The organism is Campylobacter sp. MIT 12-8780 (genome assembly GCF_006864535.1).
In the GTDB taxonomy this organism is placed as follows: domain Bacteria; phylum Campylobacterota; class Campylobacteria; order Campylobacterales; family Campylobacteraceae; genus Campylobacter_D.
In genome coordinates this window covers 17398-34711 of the sequence record NZ_QHLL01000006.1, presented here as the reverse complement: position 1 = coordinate 34711, position 17314 = coordinate 17398, and the positions used below count along the sequence as shown (strand labels likewise).

The 17314-nt window shown below is 34.7% G+C and carries 19 protein-coding genes; 16 read left to right on the top strand and 3 right to left on the bottom strand.

What is annotated here, in order from left to right; genetic code table 11:
• Positions 1–2 precede the first annotated feature (2 nt).
• The 6 genes from DMB95_RS05735 to DMB95_RS05710 are packed head-to-tail and all read left to right on the top strand — an operon-like array spanning position 3 to position 4203.
• Positions 3–1214 carry a phosphoglycerate kinase gene (locus tag DMB95_RS05735; RefSeq protein WP_142931283.1) on the top strand — a complete coding sequence of 404 codons (1212 nt, stop codon included), beginning with the start codon at positions 3–5 and terminating at the stop codon, positions 1212–1214.
• Positions 1211–1888 (top strand): triose-phosphate isomerase, encoded by a 678-nt coding sequence (locus DMB95_RS05730; protein ID WP_142931282.1) that lies wholly within the window; start codon positions 1211–1213, stop codon positions 1886–1888. The genes DMB95_RS05735 and DMB95_RS05730 overlap by 4 nt, the downstream gene beginning before the upstream one ends.
• 3 nt (positions 1889–1891) lie before the next feature.
• Positions 1892–2713: an enoyl-ACP reductase FabI gene (fabI, locus tag DMB95_RS05725; RefSeq protein ID WP_142931281.1), complete on the top strand. Its 822-nt coding sequence runs from the start codon at positions 1892–1894 to the stop codon at positions 2711–2713.
• Between the two features lie 5 nt (positions 2714–2718).
• The gene (gene ribE, locus DMB95_RS05720; protein WP_142931280.1) at positions 2719–3345 is read left to right on the top strand and encodes a riboflavin synthase; all 627 of its coding nucleotides are present in this window, start codon (positions 2719–2721) and stop codon (positions 3343–3345) included.
• A complete protein-coding gene (locus DMB95_RS05715) occupies positions 3309–3986 on the top strand; it encodes a polyphenol oxidase family protein (RefSeq protein WP_142931279.1) in 678 nt (225 codons plus the stop codon). The genes ribE and DMB95_RS05715 overlap by 37 nt, the downstream gene beginning before the upstream one ends.
• A 13-nt stretch (positions 3987–3999) precedes the next feature.
• A complete protein-coding gene (locus tag DMB95_RS05710; RefSeq protein WP_442861450.1) occupies positions 4000–4203 on the top strand; it encodes a hypothetical protein in 204 nt (67 codons plus the stop codon).
• A 37-nt stretch (positions 4204–4240) separates the two neighbouring features.
• On the opposite strand, the gene DMB95_RS05705 is transcribed toward DMB95_RS05710, so the two are convergent.
• Positions 4241–5461 (bottom strand): sensor histidine kinase, encoded by a 1221-nt coding sequence (locus DMB95_RS05705; RefSeq protein WP_142931277.1) that lies wholly within the window; start codon positions 5459–5461, stop codon positions 4241–4243.
• Positions 5448–6119 carry a two-component system response regulator DccR gene (dccR, locus tag DMB95_RS05700; protein ID WP_137632211.1) on the bottom strand — a complete coding sequence of 224 codons (672 nt, stop codon included), beginning with the start codon at positions 6117–6119 and terminating at the stop codon, positions 5448–5450. The genes DMB95_RS05705 and dccR overlap by 14 nt, the downstream gene beginning before the upstream one ends.
• 122 nt (positions 6120–6241) lie before the next feature.
• Here dccR and DMB95_RS05695 point away from each other — a divergent pair, with 122 nt between their 5' ends.
• Both DMB95_RS05695 and DMB95_RS05690 read left to right on the top strand, forming a co-directional pair.
• Positions 6242–6841, top strand: coding sequence for a bacteriohemerythrin (locus DMB95_RS05695; RefSeq protein ID WP_142931276.1), 600 nt, complete (start codon positions 6242–6244; stop codon positions 6839–6841).
• Between the two features lie 9 nt (positions 6842–6850).
• Entirely contained in the window at positions 6851–7108 is a 258-nt protein-coding gene (locus tag DMB95_RS05690; protein WP_142931275.1) for a ribbon-helix-helix domain-containing protein, read from the top strand.
• Here the strand turns inward: DMB95_RS05690 and DMB95_RS05685 are convergent, their stop codons facing one another.
• Positions 7109–7459 (bottom strand): Fur family transcriptional regulator, encoded by a 351-nt coding sequence (locus DMB95_RS05685; protein ID WP_137632208.1) that lies wholly within the window; start codon positions 7457–7459, stop codon positions 7109–7111.
• A 194-nt stretch (positions 7460–7653) separates the two neighbouring features.
• Here DMB95_RS05685 and DMB95_RS05680 point away from each other — a divergent pair, with 194 nt between their 5' ends.
• From DMB95_RS05680 to DMB95_RS05645, 8 genes are all read left to right on the top strand, one after another.
• Positions 7654–9048 carry a metal ABC transporter solute-binding protein, Zn/Mn family gene (locus DMB95_RS05680; RefSeq protein WP_142931274.1) on the top strand — a complete coding sequence of 465 codons (1395 nt, stop codon included), beginning with the start codon at positions 7654–7656 and terminating at the stop codon, positions 9046–9048.
• 9 nt (positions 9049–9057) lie between these two features.
• On the top strand, positions 9058–10419 hold the full coding sequence (locus DMB95_RS05675; protein ID WP_142931273.1) for a nickel/cobalt transporter: 1362 nt from the start codon (positions 9058–9060) through the stop codon (positions 10417–10419).
• A complete protein-coding gene (locus DMB95_RS05670) occupies positions 10419–11174 on the top strand; it encodes a metal ABC transporter ATP-binding protein (RefSeq protein ID WP_142931272.1) in 756 nt (251 codons plus the stop codon). The genes DMB95_RS05675 and DMB95_RS05670 overlap by 1 nt, the downstream gene beginning before the upstream one ends.
• Positions 11167–11970 carry a metal ABC transporter permease gene (locus DMB95_RS05665; RefSeq protein ID WP_142931271.1) on the top strand — a complete coding sequence of 268 codons (804 nt, stop codon included), beginning with the start codon at positions 11167–11169 and terminating at the stop codon, positions 11968–11970. The genes DMB95_RS05670 and DMB95_RS05665 overlap by 8 nt, the downstream gene beginning before the upstream one ends.
• A gap of 104 nt (positions 11971–12074) precedes the next feature.
• Positions 12075–12974: an ATP phosphoribosyltransferase gene (hisG, locus tag DMB95_RS05660; RefSeq protein WP_142931270.1), complete on the top strand. Its 900-nt coding sequence runs from the start codon at positions 12075–12077 to the stop codon at positions 12972–12974.
• A gap of 11 nt (positions 12975–12985) precedes the next feature.
• A complete protein-coding gene (gene hisD, locus DMB95_RS05655; protein ID WP_142931269.1) occupies positions 12986–14272 on the top strand; it encodes a histidinol dehydrogenase in 1287 nt (428 codons plus the stop codon).
• Positions 14269–15333, top strand: coding sequence for a bifunctional histidinol-phosphatase/imidazoleglycerol-phosphate dehydratase HisB (gene hisB / locus DMB95_RS05650; RefSeq protein ID WP_142931268.1), 1065 nt, complete (start codon positions 14269–14271; stop codon positions 15331–15333). The genes hisD and hisB overlap by 4 nt, the downstream gene beginning before the upstream one ends.
• 159 nt (positions 15334–15492) lie before the next feature.
• A complete protein-coding gene (locus DMB95_RS05645) occupies positions 15493–17307 on the top strand; it encodes an ATP-binding protein (RefSeq protein ID WP_142931267.1) in 1815 nt (604 codons plus the stop codon).
• Positions 17308–17314 lie beyond the last annotated feature (7 nt).

Sequence of the window (17314 nt, the reverse complement as noted above, 5' to 3'; positions counted from 1 at the left end):
TAATGCAAAGTGCTGATATTATCTCGGTTAAAGAACTTGATTTAAATGGCAAAAAGGTGTTTATCCGCTGTGATTTTAATGTCCCTCAAGATGAGTTTTTAAATATCACTGATGATAGACGCATTCGCTCAGCTATCCCTACGATAAGGTATTGTTTAGATAATGGTTGTAGCGTGATTTTAGCTTCTCATTTAGGGCGTCCAAAAGAAATCAGCACAAAGTATTCGCTTGATCCTGTAGCAAAGAGGCTTGGTAGGCTTTTAAATAAAGAAGTCATCATGGCAAAAGATATTATCGGAGAGGATGCCAAAAGCAAAGCAGCTAATTTAGCAGCTGGTGAAATTTTAATGCTTGAAAATCTACGTTTTGAAAAGGGTGAAACTAAAAATGATGAAAATCTAGCTAAAGAGCTAGCCAGCATGGCTGATGTGTATGTCAATGATGCCTTTGGGGTGTGTCACAGAGCGCATGCTAGTGTTGAAGCGATTACAAATTTCTTTGATGACGAGCATAAGGGTGCAGGCTTTTTGCTCTTAAAAGAGATCAATTTTGCAAACAACCTCTTAAAACACCCAGCTCGCCCTTTTGTAGCTGTGGTAGGTGGCTCAAAAGTAAGTGGCAAGCTTCAAGCCTTGAGAAATCTTATCAACAAAGTCGATAAACTCATCATCGGCGGAGGTATGGCTTTTACTTTCTTAAAAGCTCTTGATTTTGATATAGGTAATTCACTCTTAGAAGAAGAACTTATCGATGAGGCTAAGGCTATCTTAGCAAGAGGTAAAGAACTTGGTGTTAAAATTTACTTACCTGTTGATGTGGCTGTGGCACAACTTTGTTCGAGTGAAGCAAGTATGAGTTATGTGCCAACTCAAGAAATCCCAAGTGGTTTTATGGGGCTTGATATAGGACCAGCCAGTGGCAAGCTCTTTCGCGAGGCTTTAGAAGATGCACAAACTATATGGTGGAACGGACCTATGGGCGTTTTTGAGATTGATAAATTCGCCAAAGGCTCGCTTAAAATGGCACATTTTATAGGCGATAGCCACGCTACTACTATCATAGGTGGAGGCGATACAGCCGATGTTGTGGCGCGATCAGGCGAAGCTGATGAGATGACTTTTATCTCCACAGGCGGAGGAGCAAGCCTTGAACTTATCGAAGGCAAAGAACTTCCCGGAGTTAAGCCTTTACGCGTTAAAGAAGGCGAATTATGATATATGCGGCGAATTTAAAGTGCCATCATTCAAGAGCTTCTTTTGCTTTGTATGCTCAAAAGCTTGATGAAGCTTTAAAAATACATAAAAAAGATGAGATTTTTGTCTTTCCGCCAAGCTCGTGTTTTCATGCAAATATCAAGCATTTTACTCAAGGAGCACAGAACTTTTATCCTTGCGTGCAAGGAGCATTTACCGGCGAGATAGGCAAAGAACAGCTTGATGAATTTGGTATAAACTCTGTTTTGATAGGACATTCAGAGCGAAGAACCTTAGGCGATAATGAAAGCCTCATCAAAGCTAAATTTGACTTTGCAAAAGAGCATGCTTATACGATCATCTTTTGTATAGGAGAAGATTTAGCATGCAAAAAAGCTGGTAAAACAAAGGATTTTTTACACAAGCAGCTTGAAAATATAGATTTAAATTATAAAAAACTCATCATCGCTTATGAACCAATCTACTCCATAGGCACAGGGGTAAGTGCTGAATTTAAAGATATAGAAGAAGTTTTGCTTTTTTTAAGTGGCTTAAGCAAAGCAAAACTTTTGTATGGCGGAAGTGTTAATGAAGAAAATATCAAAGCTATTTTAGATATAAAGCATTGCAACGGAGTTTTAATAGGCTCAGCAAGCTTAAAAGTAGAAAATTTCATCTCTCTTATAAAAGGATAAACAATGTTAATGAAGGGCAAAAAAGGACTTATAGTTGGTGTAGCCAATAACAAATCAATCGCTTATGGTATAGCTAAAGCGTGTGCGGCTCAAGGAGCAGAGCTGGCTTTTACTTACTTAAATGAAGCCTTACAAAAACGTGTCGAACCCATCGCAGCTGAGTTTAACTCAAAGGCTGTGTATGAACTTGATGTGAATAACGAGGAGCATTTAAACGCCCTTGCAAGCAAGATAGAAAAAGACTTTGGTAAGCTGGATTTTGTAGTGCATGCTGTAGCTTATGCTCCAAAAGAGGCTTTAGAAGGTGCTTTTATCAACACCACAAAAGAAGCTTTTAATATAGCTCTTGGCACTTCAGCTTACTCTTTAGTAGCTTTAACGCGCGCGGTGCTTCCTATCTTAAATGATAATGCTTCAGTGCTAACTCTTAGCTATCTTGGTGGGGTAAAATATGTGCCACATTATAATGTCATGGGTGTAGCTAAGGCTGCTCTTGAAAGCTCTGTGCGTTATCTTGCAAGGGATTTAGGTGTAAGGGGCATAAGGGTAAATGCTATCTCAGCAGGACCTATTAAAACCCTTGCAGCAAGCGGTATAGGGGACTTTAGAATGATTTTAAAATATAATGAAATCAACGCTCCATTAAAGAAAAATGTAAGCACTGATGAGGTGGGAAATTCTGCTATGTATTTACTTAGCGACTTAGCAAGCGGGGTAAGTGGAGAAATTCACTATGTTGATGCAGGCTATAATATCATGGGAATGGGCGATGTGTGCGAAGATGAAGAAGGTAAAACCATACTTTGCTGGGACAAGGAAAAATAACAACAATGTTTAATGGGCTTATAAGAGAAATTGCTGAAGTTAAGGCTTATAAGAACAATATTTTAAGCCTTAAAGCCTCTTATAAACCCAAACTTGGCGATAGTATAGCTGTAAATGGAGCATGTTTAAGCGTCATTAAACTAGCACAAGATGGCTTTGATGTCGAGCTTTCAAAGGAAAGTAGAAGCCACCTTGCCCTTGAAAATTATAAAGACAAAGTGCATATAGAACCAGCTCTAAGGCTTAGCGATAGGATAGATGGACACTTAATGCAAGGGCATATCGACTTTATCGCTACCTTAGAAAAAATTGAAAAAATCGAAAATGGAGTGGATTTTTATCTTAAACTTCCAACCAAAGCCATGCCCTTAATGAGCGAAAAAGGGAGCATAGGCGTTGATGGCGTAAGTCTTACCATCAATGAAGTTTTTACAAATTCCATACGCTTAACCATTATCCCTATAAGCTTTAAAGAAACTTTATTTCACAGCTATAAAATAGGACGCAAGATCAATATAGAAAGTGATTTGCTCGCTCGTTATACTTTAAGATGGCTTGAGTGTAAAAATGCAAAAACAGATCAAAAGGAACTTTCTTGGGAACACATAGATCGGATTTCTTTTCTTTACTAGATAATGAAAAAGCTGGGGCTTTTATGGCTTATAATGCTGATTTTATGGGTTTTAGAGCTCAAATTTTAAATAAAAATATTTTCGCACATCACGCACCAACTATAAAAAAATGTGTTTTTATGGAACAAGTGCATTCAAACAAGGTTGAACTTTTTGATGAAAATAAAAGTATTTATACTTGCGATGGTTTAATCACAGATGAAAAAAATATCGCCCTTTGCGTTTTAAGTGCGGATTGTTTGCCTTTGCTTTTATGGCATGAAAAAGGCTATATAGGCGCTTTGCATTCTGGACGAAAGGGCTGTTTTTCAAATATCTTAAATGAAGCCATACAAAAGATGAGAGCAAGCTTTGACACAAATTTAGATTTAGCGCAAATGCACCTTTTTATCGGCGCATCAATTTGCAAGCAAAACTATGAAATAAATGGCGAGGTTTTAGCCGATGCTAAGGCTCATTTCAAAGACTTTGTAGATGAAAATAAGCTTGATTTAAAAGCCTTAGTTAAAGCCCAAGCCAAAAAACTTCATATCGCTTATATCCATGATAGTGGAATTTGCAGTTTTGAAGACAAACGCTTTTTTTCTTACCGACGCGATAAGAGCGAGCAACGTTTTGTAAGCGTAATTTATCTTAAGTGAGTAAAAAATGTATATGCAAAATAAAGACTTAAGGGTGCTTAAGATCATTCAAAAAGCAAGGGAGTTTTCAGACTTTGAGCTTTCAAATGAACAGCTTGTCAGTGATTTAATCAAGACTGAGTTAGCAACTTTAAACATAGAGCAAAAAGAGCAAATCGCTTCTTTTTTAAATGAGCTCATAGAAAGCAAAAACAAAGCTCTACTTAGCAACAAATAAACTTAGCTCAAGACAATTTTACACAAGAAAACAAAGCTCACCAGCTCAGCACAAATTCCGTGCCCTCGCGCAGCTTTGAATGGCATTTTATAGTGATTTTATACTCCTTACAAATATCTTGCACAAGGCTTAAGCCTATGCCAAAACCGCCTTGATCTTTGTTAAAACGAGCATAACGATCAAAAATCTTTTTCACATTCTCTTCATCAATCCCACACCCACTATCTTTGATTGAAAGGGTATTGTCTTTGAGTTTTACTTGTATAAAGCCGCCTTTTTTATTGTATTTAATAGCATTGTTTAAAAGATTATCAAACATTTTATTGATCTTGCTTTTACTCGCCACCAAAAAGTTGTTTGCCTCAAGTTCTACACTTAAATCCAACTTTTTTTGCTCAAAAAAGAGCTTAAAATACTCAAGCCTTTCACTCACAAGCTCTTTCATATCAATCTTTTCTTCTTCATTTGAAATCGTATCTGGAAAAGTATAAAAAATCAAATCCGAATACGTCTGACTTAAGGTTTTTGCAGCAAGTTTCATACGTTTAAATTTAACCTCATCAAGGACATTTTTTTGCTGTTCAAGCCTTTCGATACTAAGCAAAATCACGCTTAAAGGTGTATTAATCTCATGTGTAAAGTCTTTAATAAAGCTATTTAAGGTTTTAATCTTGTTTTCAAGCGGTTTTATAGCAATTTTTACCAAAAAATAAGAAACTAAAGCGATAAGTAAAAAAGAAAACAAAGCACCTGCAAGAACTTTTGATCTAATAAGCACCAAATCCTCCCCCACATCCTCACCCACGACAAAAGTCCTCAAAGCTCCATCTTGTATGCTCTCTCGCTCAAAATCTTCTTTTCTATCATCACCTTTTTGAAGATAATAACTCGTTGAATCCATAGCCGCTATATAAAAGGCTTTGTTTTTATAAATTCCTCTTGTGCGAACGCTTACATTAAGATCTTTTGGGGTAAAATCCAAACTTGAGCAAAGAATTTGCTTTTCATCAAGTATAGCAAATTTAAGACTTGAAACACTGCTTATATCTTTGCATGCTTGAGTAATTGGGGTGTATTTGGAGTTTATCACACTTAAAACTATAGTTCTGTGAGCATCTTTTAAGCCTGAAGTTTTTACATTAACAAGTTCTTCATAAAGCTTTTGATACCACAAAACAAAAAAGATAAGCAAGAAAATGCCTGTTGTTACAAGATAAAGGCTAAGAATTGATCTAATTACCCATTTAGCCTCTGTCATAGCAATACCCTCTGCCGCGTTGGTTGATGATAGAATCCTTACCAAGAATTTTTCTTAAATTTTTCACATAAGCTCTTAAACTCAGCTCGCTTGGCTCTTCATCATAATCCCAAAGCTCTTCAAAAATCTGCTCCACACTCACAAAGCGATTTTTGTGCTTTAAAAGCAAAGACAAAAGCTTGATTTCCTTACTTGGTAAGGTAAGGGCTTTATCATCTTTGTATAAAATTTGAGAAGAAAGAGAGAATTTGTAATTATCACCTAAATCCTCATAATTTTCATTTTTATGAGCAAAAGAACGTTTTAATATACTTTCAACACGCAAAGCAAGTTCAACAAGCTCAAAAGGCTTTTTGATATAATCATCACAACCCGCATCAAAGCCTTCTTTTAAATCACTAGCCGTATTTAAAGAAGTCAGAAAAATGGCTGGCGTGTTTTTGCCTGCTTGTCTGAGTTCTTTAAGCAAAGAAAAACCATCGCCTAAAGGCACTTTAACATCTAAAATCCACAGATCAAAATGCTTTTCATAGGCAAGATTTAAAGCCGCTTCAGCATCATTTACCAAGCTTACTTCATACCCCTCATCAATCAGAAATTCCTCAACAAGCTCGCTAAGATTAATATCATCTTCAAGTAAAAGAATCTTCGCTGCCATTTCTTTACCTTTGTTTATTTTTAAAACATTAAATTTTTATTATATTTTATCGCATAAAAATTAATTTTTATGCTATTTTGTGCTATAATGAAAGGAAAAATTCATACTTTAAGGACAATATTATGCTCCCAAGGTGGGATAATTCTTACAGCGTATATAACGCTAAAGTCGATGAGCAGCACAAAAAGCTTTTCGAGCTTGCAGCTGAAGTTGAGCGAATCTCAGATAGACCTGTAAGCAAAGCAGAGGTAAAAGACTTACTAGCTGGCTTTTTTAACTATATGAAAGAACATTTTCACGATGAAGAAAAATACATGCAAACCATAGGTTTTCCAAACCTTGAACCTCATAAAAAAATTCACAAAGATATCATTCAAATGATGATTGATCTCATCAAAGATATTCGTAGCACAAATGATTTAAAAGAAAAACTCTATGTAGCAGCTAAAAAATGGCTTTTAGAGCATATTTTGTTTGAAGATATGAAAGTCGCTGAATATAGAAAATCCCTTCTTTCTTCAGAAGATGGCAGTGATGTTAGCTTTGAAGCAAATGATGAAGATGACAGCGATACACAAGTGCATAGTTATTTTTATACCTGTGCTTGTGAGGGAAAAATTCACGATGTACCTTTTAGCATTCATCAAAAAATCCAAAAAAATAAAAAGAAATTCAACTGCAAAACTTGCAAACAAGCAATCAAATTTTACAAAACCACTTAAAGGAAAACAATGAAAAAAAAAGAAGTTAAAGCGTGTTATTTTAGACTACCAGCAAAATTAAAACAAAGACTTGATGAGCTTAGCAAAAAAACGCAAAGTCCCAAGTCAAAACTTATCGTAGAAGCTCTTGAAGCTTACCTTGAAAACCATGACAATGATAAAGAAGATTTTTCATTTGCTATTGATGCTTTAGAAGAACTAAAAGATGGAAACTACAACAAGGCAAGTAAGAAAATCGATAAAGCAGTAAAAAAACTACAAAAATAATCAAGCCTCTTCATCGCACTGATCGCACACTCCTTTGGCGATCACGCTTTTAACCTTGCCTTTGATTTTTGGCATTTGAAAATCCGTGATTTTATGACACACATCACAGACAAAATGAGCTTTTGCGCCCAAAGCAAGCTCGTAAAAACTCTTTCTTTCAAGCGTGCTTTTACTCACTATACCCTTTTCTTCAAAAAGCTGGATATTGCGGTAAAATGTGGTTTTATTCGCCTCTAAATGAAAATCATCAAAACTCAAAGGCTCATTGGCATTGGCTAAAATTTCAAGCATTTCAAGTCTTAAATCAGTAAGAGCGATCCCTTGTTCTCTAAGAAGTTCGACTGCGTTCATTATTTTGCTTTCTTTCTATTGATTTTTATATATATTTTAGCAAATTTTTAGCTAAAATTTGCTTTTTTGCAAATCAAATTTTATTTTGCAACTTTAATTTTTAAAAACAACTTATTTTTTAAGTTGCAACTAAGTTGCATTTGTTATAATTCGCTCAACTTTTTGCAAAAAGTATTCAAAAAAAGGAAATTTCAATGAAAAAAATTCTCACAAGCCTCATCTTTGCTTTGCCTCTTTTTGCAAAGCCAATTATTAGCGTTAGTATACCACCACAAAGCTATTTCGTGCAAAAAATAGCAGGAGACAGCGTAGAAATCAATGAAGTCATACCGCCAAATACAGACGAGCATAATTTTGACTTTAAACCCTCAACCATGCAAAAGCTTGAGCAAAGCGATATTTATTTTACCATAGGACTTGAGTTTGAAAAGCCTATGATATATAAATTTAAAGACAGCTTTAAAAATCTTAAGATTATAGACACTAGAAATGACATCAAGCCACTTTACACCACTTTTGAGCATTCTCATCATCAAGAAGGCGAGCATGAAACGCATTTTGAGCATAAGCACGCTCCAGCCGTGTTTAAAGATAGTGAGGTAAAAGATAGGAGTATAAATGATTATCAAGGCGAGTTTTACTCAGTGTATCCGCTCTTGCTTGATGATAGCTTAGATGAGGTGTTTTATCTTAAAGCACTAAACAACAAGCAAAGTAAAGATGAGATTAAAGCTTATTATAAAGAAGGTTATAAAAGCGATATTGATAAGATTATCATCGCTCAAAACACCATAACTTTTTATAAGAAAAATGAAGTTTTAAAAGGCACTTATGCGTATAAGGGCTTTGTAATTTTTACTTATGAAAGTGGCAAAAAAGGCGTGCGTTATCAGTTTGAAAATACTGATACAACAAGCAAAGCCCCTAAATTCGTGCAATTTAGCGATCATCAAATCAATCCAACAAAAAGCAATCATTTTCATATCTTTATGGGCGATTTAAGCTTTGAAGCACTTAACAAAGAAATGCATAACTGGCCTACTTTTTACTCAAGTTTGCTTTCTAAAGAACAAATCATAGAAGATCAAATCGCTCATATCGAGCTAGGAAATGATCCACATATCTGGCTTGATCCGCTTTTAGTAAAAACACAAGCACGCACCATAGCACAGGCTTTAAGCAAAGAGTATCCACACAACAAAGCCCTTTATGAAAAAAATCTAGCTCATTTTGAAAAAGAACTTGATGCCTTAGATAGCAAGATAAAAAGCCTTTTAAAGGATAAAAAAGGCAAGAAATTTATAGTCTATCATCCAAGCTGGGCGTATTTTGCAGCAAGATATGATCTCGTGCAAGTGCCAGTTGAGATTGAAGGAAAAGAGCCAAAACTTAAAGACTTAAAAGCCTTAATAGAACTTGCTAAAAAAGAAAAGATACAAACTATCTTCGTGCAAAAGGGTTTCCCTCAAAACGCAGCAAGGCTTTTAGCTAAAGAATGCGGTGCTGATATAGCAGAGATCGATCATCTTGCAAGAGACTGGGAAAATGAGCTTTTAAACTCAGCTCAAAAACTTGGTGGCATTAAGTAAGAAGTATTGATGAAAAAAATTCTTTTATTTTGCATTTTATTTTTTTCAAGTGAGCTTTTAGCTTGTGCTTTGTGTGCTGCTTATACGCCTAAAACACACATTAGCATTGAGTTTATGCATGAAGATAGCACATTAAAAGGAGCAAAACTTGTGTGGAGTTTTAGCAAGGAATTTAAAACCGTGCTTTTACAAAGCTATGATATGAATTATAATGGAAAATTTGACAAAGAAGAGTTTGAAATCATTGAAGCAGCAATGCTTGATTATCTTAAGCCACGTCATTTTTTAACGCATATTGACACTTATGAAAATAATGCAAAAAAAGAATTACCCTTTCAAGCTAAGTCCTTAGGCTTTAGTGAATATAATGATGAGCTCATATATACATATGAGCTTGATTTTAAGCTTAAACTTGAGCCTTTGAGCGTTTTTTCTTTGCATACTGAAGATAAAGAAGGTTTTTTTGATCTTGCTTTTTTACCTTTTTCACCCATAAAATTTGATGAAAATCTCATCTTGCAAGCCAATGAAAACACTAATGTGATCTTTTTTGAACTTACTTTTTTAAATGCCAAAACACAAAATCATCAAAAAACACTCAATTTAAGCGATGAAAAAGGCTTTTTAGACAGCTTATTACAAAAGGCTAGGGATTTAAATTTTACGCTTTTAAACTTCATCAAAGAAGGCATTAAAGAACAGCAAAGTGTAGCTAGTGTGCTCATTTTTATCCTGCTTTCATTTGGTTATGGCGTATTTCACGCAGCTGCTCCAGGACATTCTAAACTTTTGGCAAGTTCGTATTTTTTAAGCCATAAAAGCTCATATCTTAAAGCACTAAGCTTTGCTTTAAAAGTAGCACTCATTCATATCATCAGTGCTTTTTTGCTCGTAAGCATAGGGCTTTTTATACTCAAAACCTTTGTTACGCGTTTTGCAAGTGAGGCTAGCTTTATCATCACGCAATTTTCAAGTGTGTTAATCATTTTTATAGCCCTAGTTTTACTGAGTAAAAAAATCCTTCATTCAAAGCATGAAAAACACTGCTCTTGTGCAACTTGCACGCATTCAAATAATGCTAAATTAAGCGATTTTAGCGTCATTTTGGCTGCTTCTATTTTGCCTTGTCCTACCATGGTGCTTGTTTTTGTATTAGGCTTTGAATTTAGCTTTTTTTATGCCCTTATAAGTGCTGTTTTTATCGCACTTGGCATGGCTTTGGTTGTGTTTTTTGCCGCAGCTTTTGCGCATAAAATTCATCAAAAAACAAGCCATGAGACTCTAAGAAAAAGCCTTGAATACCTTGCTTTGATCGTTATGATCTTGCTTGGCTTTTTTATCTTTTTTAACGCAAAATCTGGAGTATTTTAATGAAACTTTTTGAACTTTCAAAGCTAAATTATGCTTATGATAAAGAAATGGTGCTTAAAGATATCAATTTAAGCTATGATACAAAGGACTTTTTGGCTATCATTGGACCAAATGGAGGTGGTAAATCAACGCTTATAAAGCTTATCTTAGGACTTTTACCCTGCACTAATTTTAAATTTAAGGCTGTAAAAACAAGTGAGATTGGCTATGTGCCTCAAAACACGCTCGTGAATGAAAATTTCAGCATAAATACACTTGAGCTTGTATTAATGGGACGCATTAATGAAAAAATCTTTGGTTTTTATAGCAAAGAAGATAGAGCCAAAGCCCTAGAAGCTCTTGAAAAAGTTGGTTTAAAAGAGTTTGCATATAAAAATATCAAAGATTTAAGTGGAGGACAAAGACAAAGAGCTTATATAGCAAGGGCTTTGATAAGTTCATGCAAGCTTTTAATTCTTGATGAACCAAGTGCTAGCCTTGATAGCAAAAGTGCTTTAAATATCTTTGAGCTTTTAAGTTCTTTGCACGAGCAAGGCATAGGCATTATCAGCATTTGCCATGATATTAATATAGTGCTTGCCTTTGCAAATAAAATCGCTTATCTTAACAAAGAACTTATCTTGCATGATAATGATAAACACAAAGCAAAGCTGCTTACTCATCTTAAAAGCCACCAGCATTTTTGTGCGGTAGAAATGAGCTTTGATGAATGCTTAAGTTGCGAGCATACACACAAAAGGAGCGAAAATGTTTGATATGTTTGAATTTTCTTTTTTCCAAAATGCTCTTTTAGCCTCTGTTCTTATCAGTTTAGCCTGTGGGATAATTGGCTCTTTAGTGATGATAAATCGCCTTTTTTCAATGGCTGGAGGGATCACTCATGGAGCATTTGGGGGCATAGGTTTGGCGTTTTATTTTTCTTTGCCCTTGCTTTTATGCACCTCAGTTTTTACGCTTTTTTTAGCCTTAATCGTCGCTTTTTTATCCAAACGTTTTCCTCATAGAAGCGATAATTTCATCGCTGTTATTTGGGCATTTGGAATGGCTTTGGGCTTGATTTTGATTGATTTAAGTGCTGGATATAAGAGTGATTTAATGGCGTATTTATTTGGCTCGATTTTAGCCATTTCAAGTGCTGATTTATGGCTTATGTTTGGTGCTAATTGCCTTTTTATAGTGCTTGTGCTTGCTTTTTATCGTCAATTTGTCGCTATAAGTTTTGATCAAGAATTTGCCTTGCTTCGCGGTGTAAATACAAGCTTTTTTTATTATTTGCTTATCTGTATGATCGCTTTTTGTATAGTCATTTGTATGCGTTGTGTGGGATTGATTTTAATCATTGCCTTGCTTAGCATTCCTTGTTTTATTGCTGAATATTTTACTCAAAAACTTTTAAAAATGATGGCTTTAGCCTCACTTTTAAGCTTTATTTTTTGCTTTTTAGGGCTTGTTTTAAGTTTTGTGTTCAATCTTAGCAGCAGTGCAAGTATCATCATGATAGCCTGCCTAGCCTTTGTGCTTGTGTTTGCAGCAAAAAGAAGAAAAAGCTAAACGAGCAAAATATCAAAAATTTACTTCTTTTTCAACACAAAATTCAGGCAGTTTGTTAGATTTTATGATAAAATAAGGCTTTTAAAAACTAAGGTTAAAAAGCTATGCAAGAAAATTCTCGTTTAAAAATTGCGATTCAAAAATCAGGTCGCTTAAGTAAAAACTGCCTTGAGCTTTTAGAGCTCATCGGTGTTAAAGCTCATATCCACGAACAAAGCCTCATCGCTTTTGCGACAAATTTAGAGCTTGACATTTTACGCGTTAGAGATGATGATATACCAGGACTTGTTTTTGATGGAGTGGTTGATCTTGGCATAATAGGGGAAAATGTGCTTGAAGAAAACGCCTTAGAGCGAGCTTTAGCTAAAGAAAGCTGTGAATATACCTTGCTTAAAAAGCTTGATTTTGGGCATTGTCGTTTATCTTTAGCCTTGCCTCAAGATAGCAAATATAAGGGCTTAGAAAGCTTTGAGGGCTTAAGGATAGCAAGCTCATATCCTCAGCTTTTAAAACGTTTTATGCATGAAAAAGGCATAAACTATAAGCACTGCACGCTCACAGGCTCAGTTGAAGTAGCCCCAAGGGCAAATTTAGCAGACGCGATTTGTGATCTAGTCTCAAGTGGGGCGACTTTACAGGCTAATGGACTTAAAGAAGTCGAGGTGATCTACACTTCAAAAGCGTGTTTGATCCAGAAAAAAGAAAGCTTAAGTGAGAAAAATCAAGCCCTAGTGGATAAGCTTTTACTACGAATTCAAGGTGTATTGCAAGCTAGAGAAAGCAAATACATCATGCTTCATGCCCCAAAAGATAAGCTTGAACGCATTATCTCTTTGCTTCCGGGCATTGAAAATCCAACCATCTTGCCCCTTGCTCATGATGAAAAAAAGGTGGCTTTACACATGGTAAGTCAAGAAAATCTCTTTTGGGAAACTATGGAAAGGCTTAAAATGGAAGGTGCAAGCTCGATTTTAGTTTTACCTATAGAAAAAATGCTTAAATGAAAGAAGAAACTATGCAAATTTTACATTTTAACACACTCACTCAAGAAGAACAAAAAAAAGCCCTTAAACGCCCAGCTATAGAGCGTAAAGATGAGCTTTCAAGCTTAGTAAAAGGCATTATTGATGAGGTTAAAACTAAAGGCGATGAAGCTTTGATAGCTCAAGCTTTACGTTTTGATAAGGCTGAAATTTCAAGCATAAAACTTACGCAAGGTGAGATTAACTTAGCTTGTCAAAGAGTAGATGAAAGCCTAAAAAAAGCCATTATCACAGCTTATGAAAATATCAAAAAATTCCACGAAGCTCAAATTTTTAAGCCCCTAGAAATTCAAACGACTGAGGGCGTAAAATGCGAGCTAGTAAGTCGTGCTATAGAAAAAGTTGGACTTTATATACCAGGAGGCTTGGCTCCGCTTTTTTCAACAGCTTTAATGCTAGCCATTCCAGCAAAAATCGCAGGTTGTAAAAAAGTGGTTTTAGCAAGTCCAGCTAAGATTAATGATGCTGTGCTTTTTTGTGCCAAGCTTTGCGAGGTAGATGAAGTGTATCAAATGGGCGGAGCTGGAGCCATAGCCGCACTAGCTTATGGCACGCAAAGTGTAACTAAAGTAGATAAAATTTATGGACCAGGAAATGCCTTTGTAACTGAAGCTAAGGCTCAAGTAAGTGCTGATATAAATGGGGCTGATATAGACATGCAAGCTGGACCAAGCGAGGTTTTAGTCATCGCTGATGAGGCTGCAAATGCTGAGTTTGTGGCTAGTGATTTGCTTTCTCAAGCCGAGCATGGGGCGGATTCTCAAGTGATTTTAGTGTGCTTGAGTGAAAGTTTTGCTCAAAAAGTAAACAAAGAGCTTGCTTTTCAGCTTGAAAACTTAGCGCGAAAAGAGCTTGCTTCAAAGAGTCTAAGCCATTCAAAAATCATCATAGCTAGCGATTTAAACGAAGCAGTAGAAATTTCAAATGCTTATGCTCCAGAGCATTTAATAATCCAAACTCAAGCTCCAAGAAGCTTGCTTGATAAGGTGCAAAATGCTGGTTCAGTCTTTTTAGGTGCCTTTTCTCCTGAATCAATGGGCGATTATGCAAGTGGGACAAATCATGTTTTGCCAACTTATGGGCTAACAAGGACGCATTCAAGCTTGAATTTAAGCGATTTTACTAAAAAAATGACTGTTCAAGAATTAAGCTGCGAGGGCTTTAAAAAGCTTGCAAAAAGCGTTGAGATCATGGCTGAAGCTGAGCATTTGGACGCACATAAAAATGCTGTAAGTTTAAGGCTAAAGACTTTATCATGAGTGCAAAAGTCTTATTTATCGATAGAGATGGCACTATCATTGAAGAGCCAAAAAGTGATTTGCAAGTTGATAGCCTTGAAAAACTTCGCTTTGAAAAAGGCGCTATCCCTGCCTTGCTTAAACTTAAGAATTTTAATTTTAAATTCGTGCTTGTAAGCAATCAAGACGGACTTGGCACAAGTTCTTTTCCCCAAAAAGACTTTGACTTAGCACAAAATAAAATGCTTGATATTTTAAAATCTTGCGGGATTGAGTTTGAGGACATTTTCATTTGTCCGCATTTTGAAAATGAAAATTGTATATGTAGAAAGCCAAAAACCGCTCTTTTAAAGGACTATATCACCCACAATCTTTATGATAAAAATCAAAGCTTTGTCATAGGTGATAGAAAAACTGATATGATTTTAGCTCAAAATCTAGGCATACAAGGCTTACTTTATGAGCCAAAAAAGAATACTTGGGAAGACATTTGCAATACCATCCTAAGCTCTTTTAGAACAGCCTTTGTTCAAAGAAATACTAAAGAAACGCAAATCAGCGTCAAAGTATGCTTAAATGGGGGCAAAAGTCAAATTCAAACAGGAATAGGCTTTTTTGATCATATGCTTGATCAAATAGCAGTGCATGCTGGCATAGCCCTTGAAATTCATTGCAAAGGCGACTTAGAAATAGATGAGCATCACAGCGTTGAAGATGTAGCTCTAGCCCTTGGAGAAGCCCTTAAAAAAGCCATAGGCGATAAGATAGGCATAGCAAGATATGGTTTTTGCTTACCAATGGATGAAAGTTTAGCGCGTTGTGTGTTAGACTTTTCAAATCGCCCTGTTTTAGTCTATAAGGCTAAATTTAAGAAAAAAAAGCTAGGCGAGCTTAGCACTGAAATGATAGAGCATTTTTTCTACTCCCTAAGCTACGCACTTGGCATAAGCTTGCACCTTAAAGTAAAAGGCAAAAACGATCACCACAAAGCCGAAGGACTTTTCAAAGCCTTTGCAAAAGCCCTTAAAATGGCGATAAAAATAGAAAATGAAAGCCTTGCTAGCTCAAAGGGTGTGTTGTGAGTTGCTCAAAGAAAGTCAAAATAATTTTTTACAAAAAAACACATATATGGAAAATTCTTAATAATTTACCAAACATCTACTTTTGCAAGCAAAAAAAGCTTATGCAATACTTTAAAAAAATAGAGTATAATTCAATCTATATAAATGAGGTATACATAAATGAACAAATCAGTAAATCTTGACTTCTTTAATCTGATTGCACAAGAGCAAAATTTTGTTGGATACTTATACGAAATAGATTATGAAAATGCAAAAATACTTACCAATGATTATTACAAAAATCAAGTAAAAGGCATTCCACATGGTTGTTTTTTGATGGCAATTTATCATAACGAAATAAACAACAATAAAGAAGGATTGTTGCTTAGGGTCGTTGGGACAAGCGATATACCTCAAAAGAAAGAAATTGTAGAAAGCATAACAGATAATTATATTTCACAAAAAACATTAGATTCTACATTATCACTAGACTCTTATACAAAAAATTTTTATCAATATAACGGCTTATCTTGTAGAGTTCTTGGAACATTTTTCTATAAAAATAATGAACTTGAATTTGGAACAGATATTGAAAGCTTTCTTAGTTCACATAATTATCAAATTTATAAGCCCAAAAAACAAGAATTGGATTTTATTATAAATCAAAACATGAATATAATAGGAGATAATAGAGAATCTATTGGAACATTACGCTACTCTTCTAGCAATTCCCATGATAAAAATGGGGAATATTCACCTGAATTTTCAGTAAGTATAGATGATCTAATAGCTAAAAAGACAGCATTTTTTGGTATGACAAGAACAGGTAAATCTAATACTATGAAAATTTTTATAAGTGCGATAGAAAAACTAAATTCAAAATCCAAACACAAAATAGGACAAATAATTTTTGATATTAATGGGGAATATACATTTACAAATAAGCAAGATAATGGTTGCATTTATGATAAATTCAAAGATAGGGCAATTAGATATAGCGTTTGTGATAAAAAAGCAGAAAAATATGAAGATGTTGTATCAATTCAATATAACTTTTATAATGACGAAACACTTCAAGAATCCTTTGATTTATTATGTGAAGAGCTGGAACGTGATTATGAAAAAACTCAATACATTAACGACTTTATAAATGTTAGAGATTCTATGTTTAATACTAAAAACACAGATGATGAAGAAAGGCGTGAAAAAATTGATATTTATAAGTGCATCCTGTATAAAGCAAAATTTGAAGCAGATGATGAAATAAAAAAATATTTAAAAGAAAAACTTATCTTTTTTGCAAATAACGAAAGTGCTTTTAGAGCTAAAGGCAAAGATTATGAAGCTTTGTATAATATTTTAATTCCTAGACAAAACAAAACTGCTGGTACTAACCTCACAAGCATTAGTGGAGGTTATAGGGGTGGTGGGTATAAAGCACTTTTTAGTATTAATAAATTTCATTCCTTGCATGGTGGAAGCATTGATTATCGAAAACATATAGATTCTGCATTGCGAGAAGGCAAAATGGTACTTGTTGATTTATCTACAACTCCAACAGAAATACAAAGAAAATATATAGATAGATTGTGTTTTTACATTTTTGAAAATTCAATGACTGAATTTACAAACGGAGAGGATCCAAAATCTATTCAAATGTATTTTGAGGAAGCGCATAATATTTTTCCAAAAGATGATAAGAATCTAAAAAATATTTACAATCGTTTGGCAAAAGAAAGTTCAAAATTAAATATAGGCATAAGTTATTCTACACAAGAAGTTAGTGCTATCGCGCCAAGCATACTTAAAAATACGCAAAATTGGTTTATCTCGCATCTAAATAATAAAAATGAAATGCAGTTGCTCGAAAAATATTATGATTTTTCCGATTTTTCCCAAAGCATTATTAGAAATAATGATATAGGTTTTGTAAGAGCCAAAATTTATTCTAATAATTTTATAATTCCAATTCAAATTAATTTTTTTGAACCTTAAGGAAAAC